The sequence below is a fragment of the Stenotrophomonas sp. genome, assembly GCF_032099025.1.
GTDB lineage: Bacteria > Pseudomonadota > Gammaproteobacteria > Xanthomonadales > Xanthomonadaceae > Stenotrophomonas.
Genome location: NZ_DAMCID010000033.1, coordinates 1 through 16,514, shown reverse-complemented (window position 1 = coordinate 16,514; position 16,514 = coordinate 1). Strand labels below are relative to the sequence as shown.

At 67.2% G+C, this 16,514-nt stretch carries 14 protein-coding genes; 8 read left to right on the top strand and 6 right to left on the bottom strand.

Annotation, left to right across the window (positions count from 1 at the left end):
- The first annotated feature begins 523 nt into the window (after positions 1-523).
- Together dnaE and RT456_RS17315 are read left to right on the top strand one after the other, a co-directional pair.
- Complete coding sequence (gene dnaE / locus RT456_RS17320; protein ID WP_313348410.1) at positions 524-4,105, top strand: DNA polymerase III subunit alpha; 3,582 nt, start codon at positions 524-526, stop codon at positions 4,103-4,105.
- Positions 4,106-4,184: 79 nt separating this feature from the next.
- The gene (locus RT456_RS17315; protein WP_313348409.1) at positions 4,185-5,144 is read left to right on the top strand and encodes an acetyl-CoA carboxylase carboxyltransferase subunit alpha; all 960 of its coding nucleotides are present in this window, start codon (positions 4,185-4,187) and stop codon (positions 5,142-5,144) included.
- A 461-nt stretch (positions 5,145-5,605) separates the two neighbouring features.
- Here RT456_RS17315 and RT456_RS17310 read toward each other — a convergent pair whose 3' ends face one another.
- On the bottom strand, positions 5,606-6,061 hold the full coding sequence (locus tag RT456_RS17310) for a CopD family protein (protein WP_313348408.1): 456 nt from the start codon (positions 6,059-6,061) through the stop codon (positions 5,606-5,608).
- Positions 6,062-6,220: 159 nt separating this feature from the next.
- Here RT456_RS17310 and RT456_RS17305 point away from each other — a divergent pair, with 159 nt between their 5' ends.
- Both RT456_RS17305 and phaZ read left to right on the top strand, forming a co-directional pair.
- Positions 6,221-6,817: a class I SAM-dependent methyltransferase gene (locus RT456_RS17305; RefSeq protein WP_313348406.1), complete on the top strand. Its 597-nt coding sequence runs from the start codon at positions 6,221-6,223 to the stop codon at positions 6,815-6,817.
- A 98-nt stretch (positions 6,818-6,915) separates the two neighbouring features.
- Positions 6,916-8,229 (top strand): polyhydroxyalkanoate depolymerase, encoded by a 1,314-nt coding sequence (phaZ, locus tag RT456_RS17300; RefSeq protein WP_313348404.1) that lies wholly within the window; start codon positions 6,916-6,918, stop codon positions 8,227-8,229.
- A gap of 110 nt (positions 8,230-8,339) precedes the next feature.
- Here the strand turns inward: phaZ and RT456_RS17295 are convergent, their stop codons facing one another.
- Both RT456_RS17295 and RT456_RS17290 read right to left on the bottom strand, forming a co-directional pair.
- The gene (locus tag RT456_RS17295; protein WP_313348402.1) at positions 8,340-9,362 is read right to left on the bottom strand and encodes a sensor domain-containing protein; all 1,023 of its coding nucleotides are present in this window, start codon (positions 9,360-9,362) and stop codon (positions 8,340-8,342) included.
- The gene (locus RT456_RS17290; RefSeq protein WP_313348400.1) at positions 9,359-9,724 is read right to left on the bottom strand and encodes a PadR family transcriptional regulator; all 366 of its coding nucleotides are present in this window, start codon (positions 9,722-9,724) and stop codon (positions 9,359-9,361) included. Before RT456_RS17290 ends, RT456_RS17295 begins: the two co-directional genes overlap by 4 nt.
- A gap of 154 nt (positions 9,725-9,878) precedes the next feature.
- On the opposite strand from RT456_RS17290, the gene RT456_RS17285 reads away from it, so the two are divergent.
- A complete protein-coding gene (locus RT456_RS17285) occupies positions 9,879-10,778 on the top strand; it encodes a peptidylprolyl isomerase (RefSeq protein WP_313348398.1) in 900 nt (299 codons plus the stop codon).
- A gap of 9 nt (positions 10,779-10,787) precedes the next feature.
- On the opposite strand, the gene RT456_RS17280 is transcribed toward RT456_RS17285, so the two are convergent.
- On the bottom strand, positions 10,788-11,669 hold the full coding sequence (locus tag RT456_RS17280; protein ID WP_313348396.1) for a DMT family transporter: 882 nt from the start codon (positions 11,667-11,669) through the stop codon (positions 10,788-10,790).
- Between the two features lie 161 nt (positions 11,670-11,830).
- Between RT456_RS17280 and RT456_RS17275 the strand changes: the two genes are divergently transcribed.
- Together RT456_RS17275 and RT456_RS17270 are read left to right on the top strand one after the other, a co-directional pair.
- Complete coding sequence (locus RT456_RS17275; RefSeq protein WP_313348394.1) at positions 11,831-12,766, top strand: LysR substrate-binding domain-containing protein; 936 nt, start codon at positions 11,831-11,833, stop codon at positions 12,764-12,766.
- Positions 12,767-12,874: 108 nt separating this feature from the next.
- Entirely contained in the window at positions 12,875-13,168 is a 294-nt protein-coding gene (locus RT456_RS17270; protein ID WP_313348392.1) for a hypothetical protein, read from the top strand.
- A gap of 98 nt (positions 13,169-13,266) precedes the next feature.
- On the opposite strand, the gene RT456_RS17265 is transcribed toward RT456_RS17270, so the two are convergent.
- Both RT456_RS17265 and RT456_RS17260 read right to left on the bottom strand, forming a co-directional pair.
- A complete protein-coding gene (locus RT456_RS17265; RefSeq protein WP_313348390.1) occupies positions 13,267-14,073 on the bottom strand; it encodes a DUF4349 domain-containing protein in 807 nt (268 codons plus the stop codon).
- Entirely contained in the window at positions 14,073-14,429 is a 357-nt protein-coding gene (locus RT456_RS17260) for a GFA family protein (protein WP_313348388.1), read from the bottom strand. The genes RT456_RS17265 and RT456_RS17260 overlap by 1 nt, the downstream gene beginning before the upstream one ends.
- 103 nt (positions 14,430-14,532) lie before the next feature.
- On the opposite strand from RT456_RS17260, the gene RT456_RS17255 reads away from it, so the two are divergent.
- Positions 14,533-16,341, top strand: a complete 1,809-nt coding sequence (locus tag RT456_RS17255) for a DUF885 domain-containing protein (RefSeq protein ID WP_313348386.1) — start codon at positions 14,533-14,535, stop codon at positions 16,339-16,341.
- The last annotated feature ends 173 nt before the right edge of the window (positions 16,342-16,514 follow it).

Genomic DNA, 16,514 nt, shown 5'->3' with positions numbered 1-16,514 from the left:
GGGCTCGTAGAAAACTTGCTCGTGTACGCAATCCTGCGTACACGGCAAGACCTGGGTTGGGCGTCCTGCCCAACCCGCCCGGCGCATGCGCCGGGCCCATGTTTTCTACACCCCCGCAAACCCGCCCCGACCCGCCTTTGACAGTTGGCCGCTGGCCATGGACAAAGCAACGGCACACCGCGTGAGATCTGGCGCATGGAACGTCACCTGCGGTTTTGGCGTTGGATGGCGGTTTTCCGCTTTTCCATGAGCACCGGCCCTCTATCGAAGGGGTGGCGGGGGTAGGGGCGCGGGACCGTAGAAAACATGGATGTTTTCTACGAGCCCCCATGGACGGGTTCACGGCGTGTCCCGCGACCCTGCACCCGCCACCCCTACACCGACAGCGCCGACGCCCCGGCTTCACCGCCGTTGCTTTCGCCGTAAAAAACAACCTGAACCCAGCCGCCCACCCCGCACCCTGTCAAGCCTTGTTCCGCCTGCCCCCCGCCGGTACCCTGACCGGGCATTACATTGGCCCGGCATGACCACTTCCCGTTTCGTACATCTCCACGTCCACACCGAGTTTTCGCTGGCGGATTCGACCATCCGTGTCCCCGCGAAACCGGATCAGGCTGACCCGAAGAAAGCCAAGCAGGCCAACCTGCTCAGCCGCGCCGTCGAACTGAAACTGCCCGCATTGGCAGTGACCGACCTGAACAACCTGTTCGCCCTGGTCAAGTTCTACAAGGCGGCCGAAACCGTCGGCATCAAGCCGATTGCCGGTGCCGACATCATGATCGCCGAAGAGGGCATGACCCCCTGGCGCATGACCCTGCTGTGTCGCGACCGCGAAGGCTATCTCAGCCTCTCGCGCCTGCTGACCCGCGCCTGGATGGAAGGCCACCGCCCCGAAGGCGGCGTGGCCGTGCACCCCGACTGGCTCAAGGCCGGTTGCCACAACCTGTTTGCCCTCGCCGGCCGCGACAGCCTGGCTGGACGCCTGGCCGGCGAAGGCCGTCATGACCTGGCCGAACAGCAGCTCGCCGACTGGCAGCGTGTGTTCGGCGACGGCCTGCACCTGGAACTCACCCGTACCGGTCGCGACGGCGAAGAAGCCTTCAACCAGTTTGCCCTCGTTGCCGCCGGCCAGCGCGGCCTGCCGGTCGTGGCCAGCAACGATGTGCGGTTCCTGCGCCCGGACGATTTCAGCGCCCACGAAGCGCGCGTGTGCATCTCCTCCGGCCGCGTGCTCGATGATCCCAAGCGCCCGCGCGACTACAGTGACCAGCAGTACCTCAAATCGCCTGAAGAGATGTGCGCGCTGTTCGCCGACATCCCCGATGCGATCGACAACACGCTGGCGCTGGCCGAGCGCTGCAACATCGAGATGCGGCTGGGCACCTACTTCCTGCCCAACTACCCGGTGCCGGAAAACGAAACGCTGGACAGCTGGATCTGCAGCGAATCGCGCAAGGGCCTGGAAGCGCGCCTCGAAAAGAATCCGCTGGCCGAAGGCAAGACCCGCGCCGATTATTTCGAGCGCCTGGAATTCGAGCTCTCCACCATCATCAAGATGGGCTTCCCCGGCTACTTCCTGATCGTGGCCGACTTCATCCAGTGGGGCAAGAACCAGGGCATCCCGATCGGGCCCGGCCGTGGTTCCGGTGCCGGTTCGCTGGTGGCGTGGGCGCTGCAGATCACCGATCTGGATCCCATTCCGTACAACCTGCTGTTCGAGCGGTTCCTCAACCCCGAACGCGTGTCGATGCCCGACTTCGACATCGACTTCTGCATGGACCGCCGCGATGAAGTCATCGACTACGTCGCGCGCAAGTACGGCCGCGAACGCGTCAGCCAGATCATCACCTACGGCACCATGGCCGCCAAGGCCGTGGTGCGCGACTCCGGGCGCGTGCTCGGCTTCCCGTACGGCCTGGTCGACGGGGTCTCCAAGTTGATCCCGAACATCCTGGGCATCTCGCTCAAGGATGCGATGGGCGAAGGCAAGGATTCGGAAATGGCGTCGCCGGAGCTGATCCAGCGCTACCAGAACGAAGACGACGTGCGCGACCTGATCGACCTGGCGCGCCAGCTCGAGGATCTCACCCGCAACGCCGGCAAGCATGCCGGTGGCGTGGTGATCGCGCCCGAGCCGCTGGCCGAGTTCTGCCCGCTGTTCGCCGAACACGACGAAGGCGGACGCGGCCGCAATCCGGTTACCCAGTTCGACAAGAACGACGTCGAAGAAATCGGCCTGGTGAAGTTCGACTTCCTCGGCCTGCGCACGCTGACGATCATCGATTGGGCGGTCAAGGCGATCAACAAGCGCCATGCCCGTGCCGGCATCCCGCCGGTGGACATCACCGCACTGCCGCTCGACGACGCCCCCACCTACAAGGACATCTTCGCCAACGGCAACACCGGCGCGGTGTTCCAGTTCGAATCCTCGGGCATGCGCCGCCTGCTGAAGGACGCGCGTCCCGACCGCTTTGAAGACCTCATCGCGCTGGTGTCGCTGTACCGCCCCGGCCCGATGGACCTGATTCCCTCCTTCAACGCGCGAAAGCACGGGCAGGAAGAAATCATCTACCCCGATCCGCGTACCGAAGCGATCCTGAAAGACACCTACGGCATCATGGTGTACCAGGAGCAGGTCATGCAGATGGCGCAGATCGTGGGCGGTTACTCGCTCGGCGGCGCCGACCTGCTGCGCCGCGCGATGGGCAAGAAGGTGCCGGCCGAAATGGCCAAGCACCGCGAGATCTTCCGCGAAGGTGCGGCCAAGGGCGGCGTGGACGGCCCCAAGGCCGACGAGATCTTCGATTTGATGGAGAAGTTCGCCGGTTACGGCTTCAACAAGTCGCACGCCGCCGCCTACGCGCTGGTCAGCTACCAGACCGCGTGGCTCAAGCGGCATTACCCGGCCGAGTTCATGGCGGCCACGCTGTCCTCGGACATGGACAACACCGACAAGGTGGTCGGCTTCCTGGCCGAAGTGCGCAACCTCGGCCTGACCGTGCTGCCGCCGCGCGTGAACGACTCGGCGTACATGTTCGAAGCCTCCAGCGCCGACACCATCCAGTACGGCCTCGGTGCCATCAAGGGCGTGGGCCAGGGTGCCTGCGAGGCCGTGGTCGATGAGCGCCTGGCCAAGGGCCGCTACGGGTCGCTGTTGGATTTCTGCATGCGAATTGAATCGGGCAAGCTCAACCGGCGCACGCTCGAAGCGATGATCAACTGCGGCGCGCTCGACGGCCTGGGCAGGAACCGCGCCTCGCTGATGCTGCAGCTGCCGGAAGTGCTCAAGGCCACCGACCAGATGTCGCGCGAGAAGGCCTCCGGCCAGAACTCGCTGTTCGGCGCCCCCGACCCGGTCAGCACCGCGCTGCAGCTGGACCTGCCCGAGGCCAAGGAATGGACGCTGGGCCAGCTGCTGGACGGTGAACGCGAAACGCTGGGCTTCTATCTCAGCGGCCACCCGTTCGACCCGTACGCCGACGACGTCAAGGAGCTGGTGGGGACCGACCTGGGCATGCTGGAGAAGCTCATCCCGCCCGCCCGCCCGAGCAAGGATGGCGAGAAGCGCGCCTGGCGCCAGGAAACCCCGGTGATCCTGGCCGGGCTGGTGGTGGGCGTACGGCGCAAGGGCGAAAGCCAGATCTTCATGCAGCTTGAGGACGGCAAGGGGCGGGTCGAATGCAGCGCGTTCACCGACGGCCTGGCCGAGTTCGGCCACCTGATGACCAAGGATCGCATCCTGGTGGTCAAGGGCGGCCTGCGCGAGGACGAGTTCAATGGCGGCTACGCGCTGCGCATCCGCCAGGTCTGGGACTTCGAAGAGATCTGCGCCAATTACGCCACCCGCCTGTCACTGCGCCTCGACCTGCGCCAGGGCGAGCCGGTATGGAGCCGGGTCAACGCCCTGCTCGACCGCCACCGTCCGGGCCGCACGCCGCTGCGGCTGGACCTGCTGCTGGGCACCGGGCAGGGTCCGGTGGCCGGCATGCTCGACGTCGCCGGCGATGTCGCCGTGCGCGTGGACAGCCAGCTGGTCGATGCGCTGCGGGCCGATCCGGCGGTGCGCACCCTGAAGGTGCGTTACAGTCCGCCATGGGCCAATTAGGCCCGGACCAGACGACGGCGTACGGGGCATTTAGACGCATTCGGCTACACTTTCCCTCTTTTCTTCACGACGGCTTCCGATGAATCCGAACTACCTCGACTTCGAGCAACCCATCGCTGATCTGGAGGCAAAGATCCAGGAGCTGCGCAGCGCAAGCGCCGGCCCGGCGGTCAATGTCGAGGCCGAAGTGCGCACCCTGCAGGACAAGCTGCGGGTGCGCACCGCGCAGATCTTCCGCAACCTGACCTCGTGGCAGGTGCTGCAGCTGGCCCGTCACCCCTCGCGTCCGTATACCGCCGACTACATCCGCATCTTCTGCGATGAGTTCCAGGAGCTGGCCGGTGACCGTGCCTTCGCCGACGACAAGGCCATCATGGGCGGCCTGGCCCGCATCGGTGGCCGCTCGGTGATGCTGATCGGGCACCAGAAGGGCCGCGATACCAAGGAAAAGATCAGGCGCAACTTCGGCATGCCCAAGCCGGAGGGCTACCGCAAGGCGCTGCGCCTGATGAAGATGGCCGAACGCTTCGGGCTGCCGGTGCTGACCCTGATCGACACCGCCGGCGCCTGGCCGGGCATCGACGCCGAATCGCGAGGCCAGTCCGAGGCGATCGCGCGCAACCTGATGGAAATGGCCGAGCTGAAGGTGCCGGTGATCTGCACCGTGATCGGCGAAGGTGGCTCGGGTGGCGCGCTCGCGCTGGGTGTGGGCGACCGCACCGTGATGCTGGAGTACAGCGTGTATTCCACGATCACCCCGGAAGGCTGCGCCTCGATCCTCTGGAAGGACGCCGGCAAGGCCAAGGATGCCGCGGAGCAGCTGGGCATGACCGCCCCGCGCCTGAAGGGCCTGGGCCTGATCGACAAGATGGTGCGCGAGCCGACCGGCGGTGCGCACCGCAACCCGACCCAGATGGCCAAGCGCCTGAAGGCCGTGCTGCTCAACGAGCTGGACGCGCTGGAAAAGCTGTCCACCGAAGAACTGCTGCAGAAGCGTTACGAGCGCCTGCGCAGCTACGGGGCGTACGAAGCAGCCTGATGGGCTGCGGCGTGCTTCGCCACGAAAAACCGGGCTATGCGCCCGGTTTTTTCGTTCTTCGCCCCCAAAACGAACCGTCCCATTCCTAGAGACGGAGAAGCTTGGTGCAGGGTCTTCGATCACGTTCATCGCGAGCGTTGAGGGCCCCGTCGCGGGCGGCAGGCCCCTATGCAAATGTCCCCCGGCGTCGGCCTGCGCCGCCTCCTCCTTTACTTTGCCAGGGACCTACCGCCCGCGACGGGGCTCGGCTTGCGGTTCGCAGGGAAAAGCCGGAGCACGACGCAACGCCGGTGGGGCGAGTGCGGGGCCGCCATGCCCTTGCGGCGAAGTAAAGGAGGAGGGGGCGGCCGAAGGCCGACGCCGGGGGACATTCGCAGGCAAGGGCATGGCGGTCCCGCACTCGCCCCACCGGCGTTGCACCGTGCTCCGGCAGCTCACGACCGTTGGTCGTGAGCTGACAATCAGAACGGCTTGGCCAATACCAGCCACACCACCCCGATGAACAGCACCAGCGGCAGCTCGTTGAACCAGCGCAGCGCGCGCGACGACGGCAGCGTGCGGCCCCGCACCGCGCCCTTGAGCAGGCGCCCGGTCCACGAGTAATAGACCAGCAGCAGCACCACCAGGCCCAGCTTGGCGTGCAGCCAGCCCGCCGCGCCCGGGGCCACCATGGTCGGGAAGTCCGGAATCACCCGGTAGCCCAGCCACAGTACCAGGCCCAGGATCAGCGCCAGGCCGAACATCATGTGGCCGAACCTGTACAGGCGAAGCCCCATCAACTGCAGGCGCTCAGTCACCGGCAGCTGGCCGGCGGTCTCGCTGAGGTTGACCAGGATCCGCGGCAGGTAGAACACCGCCGCCATCCACGCCACCACGAACAGCAGGTGGAAGGTTTTGACCCAGTAGTAGGACTGCATGCGCGGGCTCCGGCGGCTGGCGTGGATGGGCCGCCATTCTCGCATGCCGGATTAAGCCGCCCCATGGGGGACTGAAGCGACCCATTGCCACACCCGGACGACGCATCCGCGCCCCCACACCGTACGATAAGCGCCGCTTTCATCCAAACGCACATGCCCATGGAAAAGACCTACGACGCCGCCTACTTCCAGCGCTGGTACCAGCCCGACCAGACCGGTGGCGCCGCGCGCCTGGCGCGCAAGGTGGCGCTGGCCGTGGCCAGCGCCGAGTACTACCTGGAACGGCCGATCCGCAGCGTGCTCGACATCGGCTGCGGTGAGGGCGCATGGCGCGCACCGCTGCTCAAGCTGCGTCCACGCGTGCAGTATCTGGGCTTCGACAGCAGCGAGTACGCCGTGCAGCGCTATGCGCGCAGCCGCAACCTGCGCCCTGCCCGGGTCGGTGATTTCGCCTGGCTGCGCCCCTGCCCGCCGGTCGACCTGCTGGTGTGCTCGGATGTGATGCATTACGTGCCCACCCGCGAGCTGCGCCCCGCCCTGGCCGGCTTCGCCGAGCTCACTGGGGGCGTCGCCTTCCTGGAAGCATTCACCGCCGAGGACGAATTCGAGGGCGACCACGAAGGCTTCCAGGCCCGCCCTGCGGCCTGGTACCGTCGCCAGCTCAAGGCGGAGGGCTTCACCGCGCTGGGCTCGCACTGCTGGCTTTCGCCCGCGCTCTCCGGGCACGCCGCCGCGCTGGAACGCGGCGACCGCTGATCTCGCGGCCAATTGAGACAGGCGTCGCCTATTAACGCGCGACTGCCCCGGGTGGAGTATGCTGCGCGGCAACATAAGACCATACATATTCGGACGTCATGCTCTATCAACTGCATGAGTTGACCCGCAACATGCTCGCCCCGTGGGTGCACCAGGCCCAGGCCAACGCCAGGTTCTTCGCCAACCAGGGCCACTGGTGGTCGCAGATGCCCGGCGCCGATCGCCTGGCGGCGGTCAATGAGCTGTTCCATCGCATCGGCAAGGATTACGAGAAGCCCGAGTGGGGCATCAACGAAATCGAGGTCGAGGGCGAGCGCGTGCCCATCGTGGTGCACGAAGAGGTGAGCAAGCCGTTCTGCAAGCTGCTGCGCTTCAAGCGCCACAGCAACGAAGCCGACCAGCTCAACACCATGCTCAACCAGCCGTTCGTGCTGGTGGTGGCGCCGCTGTCCGGGCACCACGCCACGCTGCTGCGCGATACCGTGCGCACCCTGCTGCGCGACCACCGCGTGTACGTCACCGACTGGGTCGACGCGCGCATGGTACCGGGCAGCGACGGCGAGTTCGGACTCGACGACTACATCGCCTACGTGCAGGAATTCATCCGCCACCTCGGTGCCGAGAAGCTGCACGTTGTGAGCGTGTGCCAGCCGACCGTACCGGTGCTGGCTGCGGTGTCGCTGATGGCCAGCCGCGGCGAAACCACGCCGCGTTCGCTGGTGATGATGGGCGGGCCGATCGATGCACGCTGCAGCCCGACCGCGGTGAACAACCTGGCCACGCAGAACCCGCTGTCGTGGTTCGAGAACAACGTCATTCACACCGTGCCGCCGGGCTATCCCGGCGCGGGGCGTCGCGTGTATCCGGGCTTCCTGCAGCACGCCGGTTTCCTGTCGATGAACCCCAGCCGCCACTTCAGTTCGCACTGGGACTTCTACGCCGACCTGGTGAAGGGCGACATGGAAGACGCCGACGCGCACCGCCGTTTCTATGACGAATACAACGCGGTGCTCGACATGCCCGCGCGTTACTACCTGGACACCATCCAGGTGGTGTTCCAGGAATTCCTGCTGCCGCGCGGCGAGTGGTACGTGCAGGGCGAGCGTGTCGATCCGGGCGCGATCACCGGTACGGCCCTGCTGAGCATCGAAGGCGAACTGGACGACATCGCCGGCCTGGGCCAGACCGAGGCCGCGCAGGAACTGTGCACCGGTATTCCGGCCGAGCGCCGTGAGCATTTCATCGTCGAGGGCGCGGGCCACTACGGCATCTTCAGCGGCCGCCGCTGGCGCGAAACCGTGTACCCGAAGGTGCGCGATTTCTTCGCGGCCAATGCGCAGGCGGCGGCAAAGCCGAAGAAGGCGACCAAGGCCGCCAGCAATGTCACGCCGATCCGCAAAAAAGCGGGGTGACGGGGGATCGACCCACGGTCGATACCTGCCGCGCGGGATGACAACCGTTGGTCGTCATCCCGATGCATGCACCCGAGCAGGTGACGACCATTGGTCGTCACCTCCGATACCTACAAACGCACCAGCAGATGTTTCGCCATCTGCCCGTGCAGGTGGCCGATGAAGCGCGCCAGGTGCATGGTGCAGAACAGCAGCACCACCCCCAGCACGGCCAGCGCCGGGGTGGCCCACAGCGGCAGCACCACCAGTTCGCTTTCGAAGTACAGGCTCGGCGCGCCCAGCGCGAACATCGAGGCCACCGGCGCCCAGATGAAGACCAGCGACACCGTCAGCAGCGTTACCGCGATGGTGAAGTACAGGATGCCCAGCGGCAGCATCAGCATGAAGTACAGCATCGTCAGCCAGGTGCGTCCATCGGTGAACATGTCGCCGATGCGCTGCAGCCAGCTGCGGCTGCGATCGGCATAGCGCGGCCGGCGCGGCATGCGTTCACCCAGCAGCACTTCCACCAGCCGGCCTTCGAGCAGTGCCAGGCCGCGTACCGAGCCGAAGAACAGCACCGTCATCGGTATGCCGATGATCAGCACGATCAGGCCCAGCGACATCGACAGCCCGGTGATCACCCAGGTGAAGAAGAAGATGCCGGTCGCCAGCGACAGCAGCATGTAGAACAGCGCCCCGTAGGTGCGCGGCTCGAGCGCCACGCCGAAGAAGCGCGCCAGCCCCGAACGCGGCGGCGGCGGCATGCGGTCCGTCGGCGGCGCCCCGCCGCCCGCGGCTGCGGTCGCGGTCGCGGTGGCTACGTCGGGTGCCACTTGGGCCGGCACCACCCGTGCGATCGGGCGCACGCTGGCGCTCGGCGTGCGCAGCGCGCGGTTCACGGTGATCTCGGTCTCGCGGTAGATCTCGGCCACTTCCTCCGGCGCGCCGTAACTGCCCGCCACGTCGGCAATGACCTCGGCCTCGCTGCGGCCGGGCTGCGCCGCCAGTTCCGAGCGCAGGTACTCCTCGGCGTCGTACAGCGCGTCCTGCACCATGGCCGGGTCGGCGTCGTGCAGCGCCGCGCGCAGCTGCGCCAGGTACTGCCCGATGGTGGTCGGCAGGCTCTCGCCCGCCCTGGTCTGGTCGTTCATTGCAGTACCCCCTCCAACACGGAATCCACGGAATCGCGGGTGGCGCGCCAGGCCTGGATCCATTGCTCCAGCACCTCGCGGCCACGTTCGTTGATGCGGTAGTAGCGGCGCGGTGGCCCGGCCACCGACGGTTCGATATGGCTTTCCAGCAGGCCGGCCCCTTCCAGGTTGCGCAGGACCGGGTACAGCGCGCTCTGCTTGCCGCTCAGCACGCCTTCGCCGACCCGCTCCAGCTCCTTGGCAATCAGGTAGCCGTACAGCGGCTCGCCCGCCTTGGCCAGCACCGCCAGCAGGGCCAGCGAAACGGTGCCGGCGCTGAGCTCCTTCTGGAACTTCTTCAGGTGGGCCTCGTGGTCGCTCATGACGATCTCCAGCTAGCGTGGAGTCAACACTAGTGCGAAGTCAGCTATAGCGAACGTGCCGTTAGTCACCCTGCCGCCGGACAGGGGCCCGGCCCGCTGGCGGCCGGTGCCCGGCATCGCGCAGAATCGGGGATCTTCCAGCCCGGGATCCACCATGTCGCCACGCCGTCCTGCCCTGCTCGCACTCGCCCTCGCCTGCCTGCTCCCGGGGCTTGCCACGGCGGCTACGCCCTACCGCAGCGCGCAGCAGATCCTGGAGGCGTCACCGGCGAGCGACTGGCGCACGCCGGACCCGGCCAACCTGCTGCTGATGAACCTGGATGCGGGCCAGGTGGTGATCGAGCTGGCCCCCGCGTTCGCGCCACAGCATGTGGCCAACATCCAGACGCTTGCGCACGAGCACTTCTGGGACGGCGAAAGCATCTACCGCGCACAGGACAACTTCGTGGTGCAGTTCGGCGATGCCGATGCCGACGATGCCGCCAAGGCCAAGCCGCTGGGCTCGGCCAAGCGCAAGCTGCCGGCGGAATTCCAGCGCGACAGCGCAGGGCTGAAGGTCAGCGTCCTTCCAGACCGCGACGGCTGGGCCGACCGCACCGGTTTCGTGGACGGCTTTGCGGTCGGCCAGGACGCGAAGGACGGCAGGACCTGGCTGGCGCACTGCTACGGCGCACTGGGTGCCGGCCGCAACAACGACGAAGACAGCAGCATCGGTGCCGAGCTGTACGTGGTGACCGGCCAGTCGCCGCGCCAGCTGGACCGCAACATCACCGTGGTAGGACGCGTGCTGAAGGGCATGGAGCTGCTCAGCGCGCTGCCGCGTGGACCGGCGCCGATGGGCTTCTATGCCGACGCCGGCCAGCGCACGACGATCCGGTCGATCCAACGCGTCAGCGACCTGCCCGAGGCACAGCGGCCGACGCTGCAGGTGCTGCGTACCGATTCGAAGACGTTCACCGATACGGTCGAGGCGCGGCGCAACCGGGTGGATGACTTCTACAAGCGCGCCGCAGGGCATATCGACCTGTGCAACATTCCGGTGCCGGTGCGCTGATCGCCCCCGTCACCGCTTCTGGCTGGCCGCCACGCTGCCGAGGATCAACGCGCCGGCGATCACCATCGCCCAGGTCACCGGCTCGCCCAGGAACAGCCAGGCAAACAATGCGCCGAACATCGGCACCAGGTAGGTCACGGTGGACGCGCGGGCCGGTCCGATGCGGGCGATCAGACGGTAGAACATGAGGAACGCGAAGCCGGTGCAGACCACGCCCAAGGCAATGGCACAGGCCCAGGACAGCGTCGGGATCGGTGCGCTGGGCCAGTGGGTCAGCGCCATCGGCAGCATCAGCAGTGCGGCGCTGCCCAAGGTGGCGCCGGCCGATGCCGCCGGCGGCAGGCCGGTCATGTGGCGCTTCACCAGATTCACCCCCAGCCCGTACAGCAGCGCGGCCAGCGAGCCGGCAATCACGGCCGCGCCGATGCTCAGCCCGGACACCTTGGCCGTGGCCAGCACCACCACGCCGGCAAACCCGACCAGCAACGCGATGGCGCGGCGCATGCCGATCTTCTCGCCGAACAGCAGGAAGGCGATCAGCGCGGCGAACAGCACCGTCATGGCGTTGCAGATCGCCCCGATGGCGGCGGGGGCGCGCTGCGCGGCCCACGCGAACAGGACGAACGGAATGGCCGAGTTGATCAGGCCGATCGGCACCAGCCACCGCCAGCGGCGTGCCGGGAACTGCGCGCGCGCCTGCCAGAGGAACGGCAGCAGCACCAGCGCGCCCAGCAGCAGGCGCACCTCGACCAGCGCGTAGGGGCCGAACGACGGCACCGCCACGCGCATGAACAGGAACGAGCACCCCCAGATCGCCCCCAGTACGGTGAGTTCGAGTGGCGTACGCCAGTCGCGCTCAACCACCCCGGCCGCCACGGGCGCCCCGCTCACGAGCGCCCCCCGGTAGCGCGTCGGCAGGCAGGCGAACAACGCGACACGAACAGGATCATGGCAAAGGCTCCGGGAATCAGGGGCACAGCATCCGCCGGCCGCCCGCGCCCCACAAGCGCGTAGTATCCATGCCAGCCACAAATATGATTTGGGTCTCGCTCATGATCCTGCGCCCTGCCTTGCTGCCCGCGCTGGGGGTGTTCGCGGTCGCCGCGCGCCACCAGAATTTTGCCCATGCCGCCCAGGAGCTGCACCTGACCGCGAGCGCGGTGAGCCACCATGTGCGGCGGCTGGAAGAACTGCTGGGCACCGTGCTGTTCCAGCGCCAGGCGCGCGGGGTGCGCCTGACCGCGGAAGGCCGGCAACTGGCCGACGCGGCGGCGGCCGCGCTGAGCGATCTCAACGCGGTGGCCGGCAACCTGCACCCGCAGGCCGGCATCGTGCCCCTGCGGGTCACCACCCTGCGCTCGCTCTCCTACTGCTGGCTGGTGCCGCGGCTGCCGCGCTTCACCCGCCTGCACCCGCGCATGCGCATCGAGCTGCAGACCAGCAGCGAGCTGGTCCGCTTCGACGAGAACGGTCCGGAACTGGGCATCCGCTACGGTCTTGGGCAGTGGCCGGGCCTGGCCGCGCACCACCTGATGGATGACGAGCTGTGCCCGGTGGCCTCACCGGCATTGCCCGGTGTGTCGGCCCTGCGCGAGCCGGCGCAGATCGCCACGCTGCCGCTGGTCAGCGACATGTCGCCGCAGGGCTGGCGCGACTGGTTCCGCGCCGCCGGCGTACGCGGGCTGGACCTGCCCGCGCAGCACATCTTCAGCGACAGCACCGACGCCATGCGCGCGGCGGTATACGGCATCGGCGCGGTGCTGGCGCGCAAGCACATCGCGCAGCCCTACCTGCAGCGCTACGAGCTGGTGCGCCTGCCGGGTCCCGCACTGAAGGCGCGCTACGCCTATTACATCGTGCATCCGGAGCACCGCCCGCTCAGTCCGACCGCGCTGGCGTTCATGGACTGGCTCAAGCGCGAGGCACAGGACGAACGCACGCCGATACCGGCGTTGCCGGATGAATTGCTGGGCTTGCCACCCGCCTGAACGAACGTCGCACGATCCGCCATGACGCGCCAGCCGCTGACCGATCCTCACCCGCTCTTGTCCGTCGGCTCGATAGGGTGGAATTCCCCTTCTACCCGAGACTTCCCCATGGCCATGTTGCGACTCAGGATCACCGGCAGCGAGGACAACGCGCGCGCCATCAGCGACCTGCTCCAGAGCATCGAGGGTATCGAGCACGTCGAGGAAACCGACGACCTGATGCCGCATATGGACGACGATGACTCCAGCTCGGCTGGCCTCTCCGACGATATCGGCCCGGGCACCCACGAGCTGGAAGTCGAGGTCGGCAATGAAAGCACCGCGCAGAAGGTGCGCGATGCGGTGCAGGAGCTCGCGCTGGAGCTGGATGTGTTCGTCGAATACGAGACCGACGAAGGCTGATCCCGCAGGCGACGCACGACCAACGGTCGTGCGCTACCCGGGTGGCGCGGGCCATGGTGGCGCTCGCCCGGCAGGTATCGACCGTTGGTCGATACGCTTCATCCGCGTGCCTGCGCCACCTTGCGCCGACGGCGTCGCCACAGCTTCAATCCGATCCAGCCGAACAGCCACGCCACCAGCACCACCGGCAGCAGTGCAGCCACGGCGCGGATCACGAACGCCACGCTGCTGTTCAGGGTCGCACCGAAGTCACTGAGCGCCTCGCCGATCTCGCTGCGGCTGCGCTGGCCGGACGGGGTCTGGAAGCGCAGCGTCAGCAACTGGGTGTCGATGCGACGGCGCTGATTGGCGGCCTCCTTGTTGGCCTGCTCCAGCCCTGCCTCGATCTCCGACATCCGCTGCGTGACCACCAGCAGGTCCGCGATCTTGATGCTCTTGTCGTCCTGGTAGGCCAGCAGGCGCTCGTGTTCCTTCTGCAGCCGTGCCTTGGTCAACGCCGTGTCCGCCACCTGCTGGGCGAGGTCCTCGGCCTGGGTGTTGCGCGAGGCGACATCGCCGCCCTGGCCAGCCAACCCGATCAGCGGTTCGACACCCTTCGGCGCTATCCGCACGCGGATGGAACCGGACGGGTATTCACCGCCCTGCTGGCCCACCTGCAGCACCGCGCAGTCACCAAACCGGCTGGCCTGGCAGGCGTCGCTGATCTGCTTCACGCGCGGCCCGATCTGCGCCGCGTCGAGCTGGATCTCCACGTCGTGCTCGTAGGCCAGTGCGGCGCCTTCCGGCGACGCCACCGCGCCCGCGGCACTGGCGTCGGCCGCCACATGCTCCTTGTTGCTGCACCCGGCCAGGGCCAGCATCAGCATCCCTGCCACGGCGCCATGGCGCCACATCGTCCCTGTCATCACATGTTTGCTCCATCGAACGAGGTTATGTTCAGTCCGGTCAGGTCCAGCGCCGGCAGGCAGCGCACATTCACCGCCACCATCGCCTGCCCGCTGCGCGGGTCGACGCCTTCGCTGAACGGGGCAATCCCGCAGTCGCGGCAGTAATGGTGCTCCAGGTGATGCTTGTTGAACTGGTAGGTGGCCAGCTGGGCCGGGTCGGTACCGAGGGTCAGCGCGGCGCGCGGACCGAACCAGAGCAGGCCGCCGCGCCGCCGGCACAGCGAACAGTTGCAGTCCACGACCTCGGCAATCGGCTCATCGGCCTGGACCACGAACGCGATCTGCCCGCAATGGCAGCTCCCTTCGTACTGCATGGCACACCTCCCGGCGGGAAAGCACCATGGTAATCCAATGGCACGGGCGGGAACCCCGCCGTGGGGCCTATGCTCGGGGATTGACCACAGCACAGGATCGCCGATGCGCCAGCATCTTCTCGCCCTCGCCCTGATCGCCGCCCTCGGCGGTTGCCAGCAGGCCGATGCCCCCACCGCTCCAACGGGCACCACGGCAGCGACCGCCGCCGGTGATGCGGCCGTCGACGCCAGCTTCGCCGACCTGTCCAAGCGCGCCCTGGACACCTGGATGCAGCTGTCGCCGATCAGCGCCACCCAGATCGGCGACCACCGCTACGACAGCGAGATCGATGACCTGAGCGCAGCCGGCCAGCAGAAGATGCTGACCGCGTACAAGGGCCTGCTCGGCGATCTGGACAAGGTCGACGTGAGCAAGCTCTCGCGCGAGAACCAGGTGGATGCGGCGATCCTGCGCAACCAGCTGCAGTCCGAGATCTGGAACGCCGAGGTGCTGCAAGCCTCCAAGTGGGACCCGCAGATCTACAACGGCACCGCCGGCAGCGCCCTGTACGGCCTGATGGCACGCGAGTTCGCGCCGCTGCCGGAGCGACTGAAGTCGGCCACCGCGCGCATGGAAAAGCTGCCGCAGATCTTTGCCCAGGCCCGCGAGAACCTGGACCCGGCGCGCGTGCCGAAGATCCATGCCGAAACCGTGGCCAAGCAGAATCGCGGCATCCTCAGCATCGTCGATACCTTCATCACTCCGCACATCGGCGAGCTGCCGGCCGAGGATGGCAAGCGCCTGCAGGCCGCCATCGATGGCCTGAAGAAGGCGGTGGACGAACAGCAGACCTGGCTGGACAAGACGCTGGTGCCCAACGCCAAGGGCGACTTCCGCATCGGCGCCGAGCTGTACGACCAGAAGCTGAAGTTCGCGCTGAATTCCTCGCTGTCGCGCGCCGAGATCGGCGAGCGCGCACGCGCCGAACTCACCCGCGTACGCCAGGACATGTATGGCATCGCCCAGACCGTGCTCAAGGACAAGCCGGGCGCACCGGCGCTGCCGGCCAATCCGAGCGACGCGCAGCAGCAGGCGGCGATCGAGGCCGCGCTTGAACTGGCGTATGCCGACAAGCCGGCCCGCGACAAGGTGGTCGACGACGCCAAGGCGGCGCTCGCCCAGTCCACCGAATTCGTGCGCAAGCACGACCTGATGACGCTGCCCGATTCGCCGGTGGACATCATCCTGATGCCGGAATTCCAGCGCGGCGTGGCCGTGGCCTACTGCGATTCGCCGGGCCCGCTCGACAAGAACCTGAAGACCTTCTACGCGGTGTCGCCGATTCCGGACGACTGGACCGACAAGCAGGTCGACTCGTTCCTGCGTGAATACAACAGCCGCATGATCCACCTGCTGAGTATCCACGAAGGCACGCCGGGCCACTACCTGGAAGGCTGGCATTCGGGCAAGTTCCCCTCCACGCTGCGCGCGGTGCTGCGTTCGGGCCTGTTCGCGGAAGGCTGGGCGGTCTACACCGAGCGGATGATGCAGGAACAGGGTTACCTGGATAACGACCCGCTGTTCCATCTGGTACAGCTGAAGTTCTACCTGCGCACCATTTCCAACGCGATCCTGGACCAGGGCGTGCACGTGGACAACTGGACCCGTGAGCAGGCGATGCACCTGATGACCCACGACGCGTTCCAACAGGAAAGCGAGGCGTCGGGCAAGTGGGTGCGCGCACAGCTGACCTCGGCGCAGCTGCCGACCTACTTCGTGGGCGCGCAGGAGCACTTCGACACCCGCAAGGCCGTGCAGGCCAAGCAGGGCGAAAAGTTCAACCTGAAGGCCTACCACGACCAGATGCTGTCCTACGGCGCCCCGCCGGTACGCTTCGCCCGCCAGCTGATGCTGGACCAGCCGATCGAATAAACCGGTGCTGGCGGGTGCCGACCGTTGGTCGGCACGCGACACGAAACGGCCCGGTGAAAACCGGGCCGTTTTTCGTTCCGTCTTCGATCAGGTTGATCGCGAGCGTTGAGGGCCCCGCCGCGGCCGGCAGGCCCCTATGCAAATGTCCCCCGGCGTCGGCCTGCGCCGCCGCC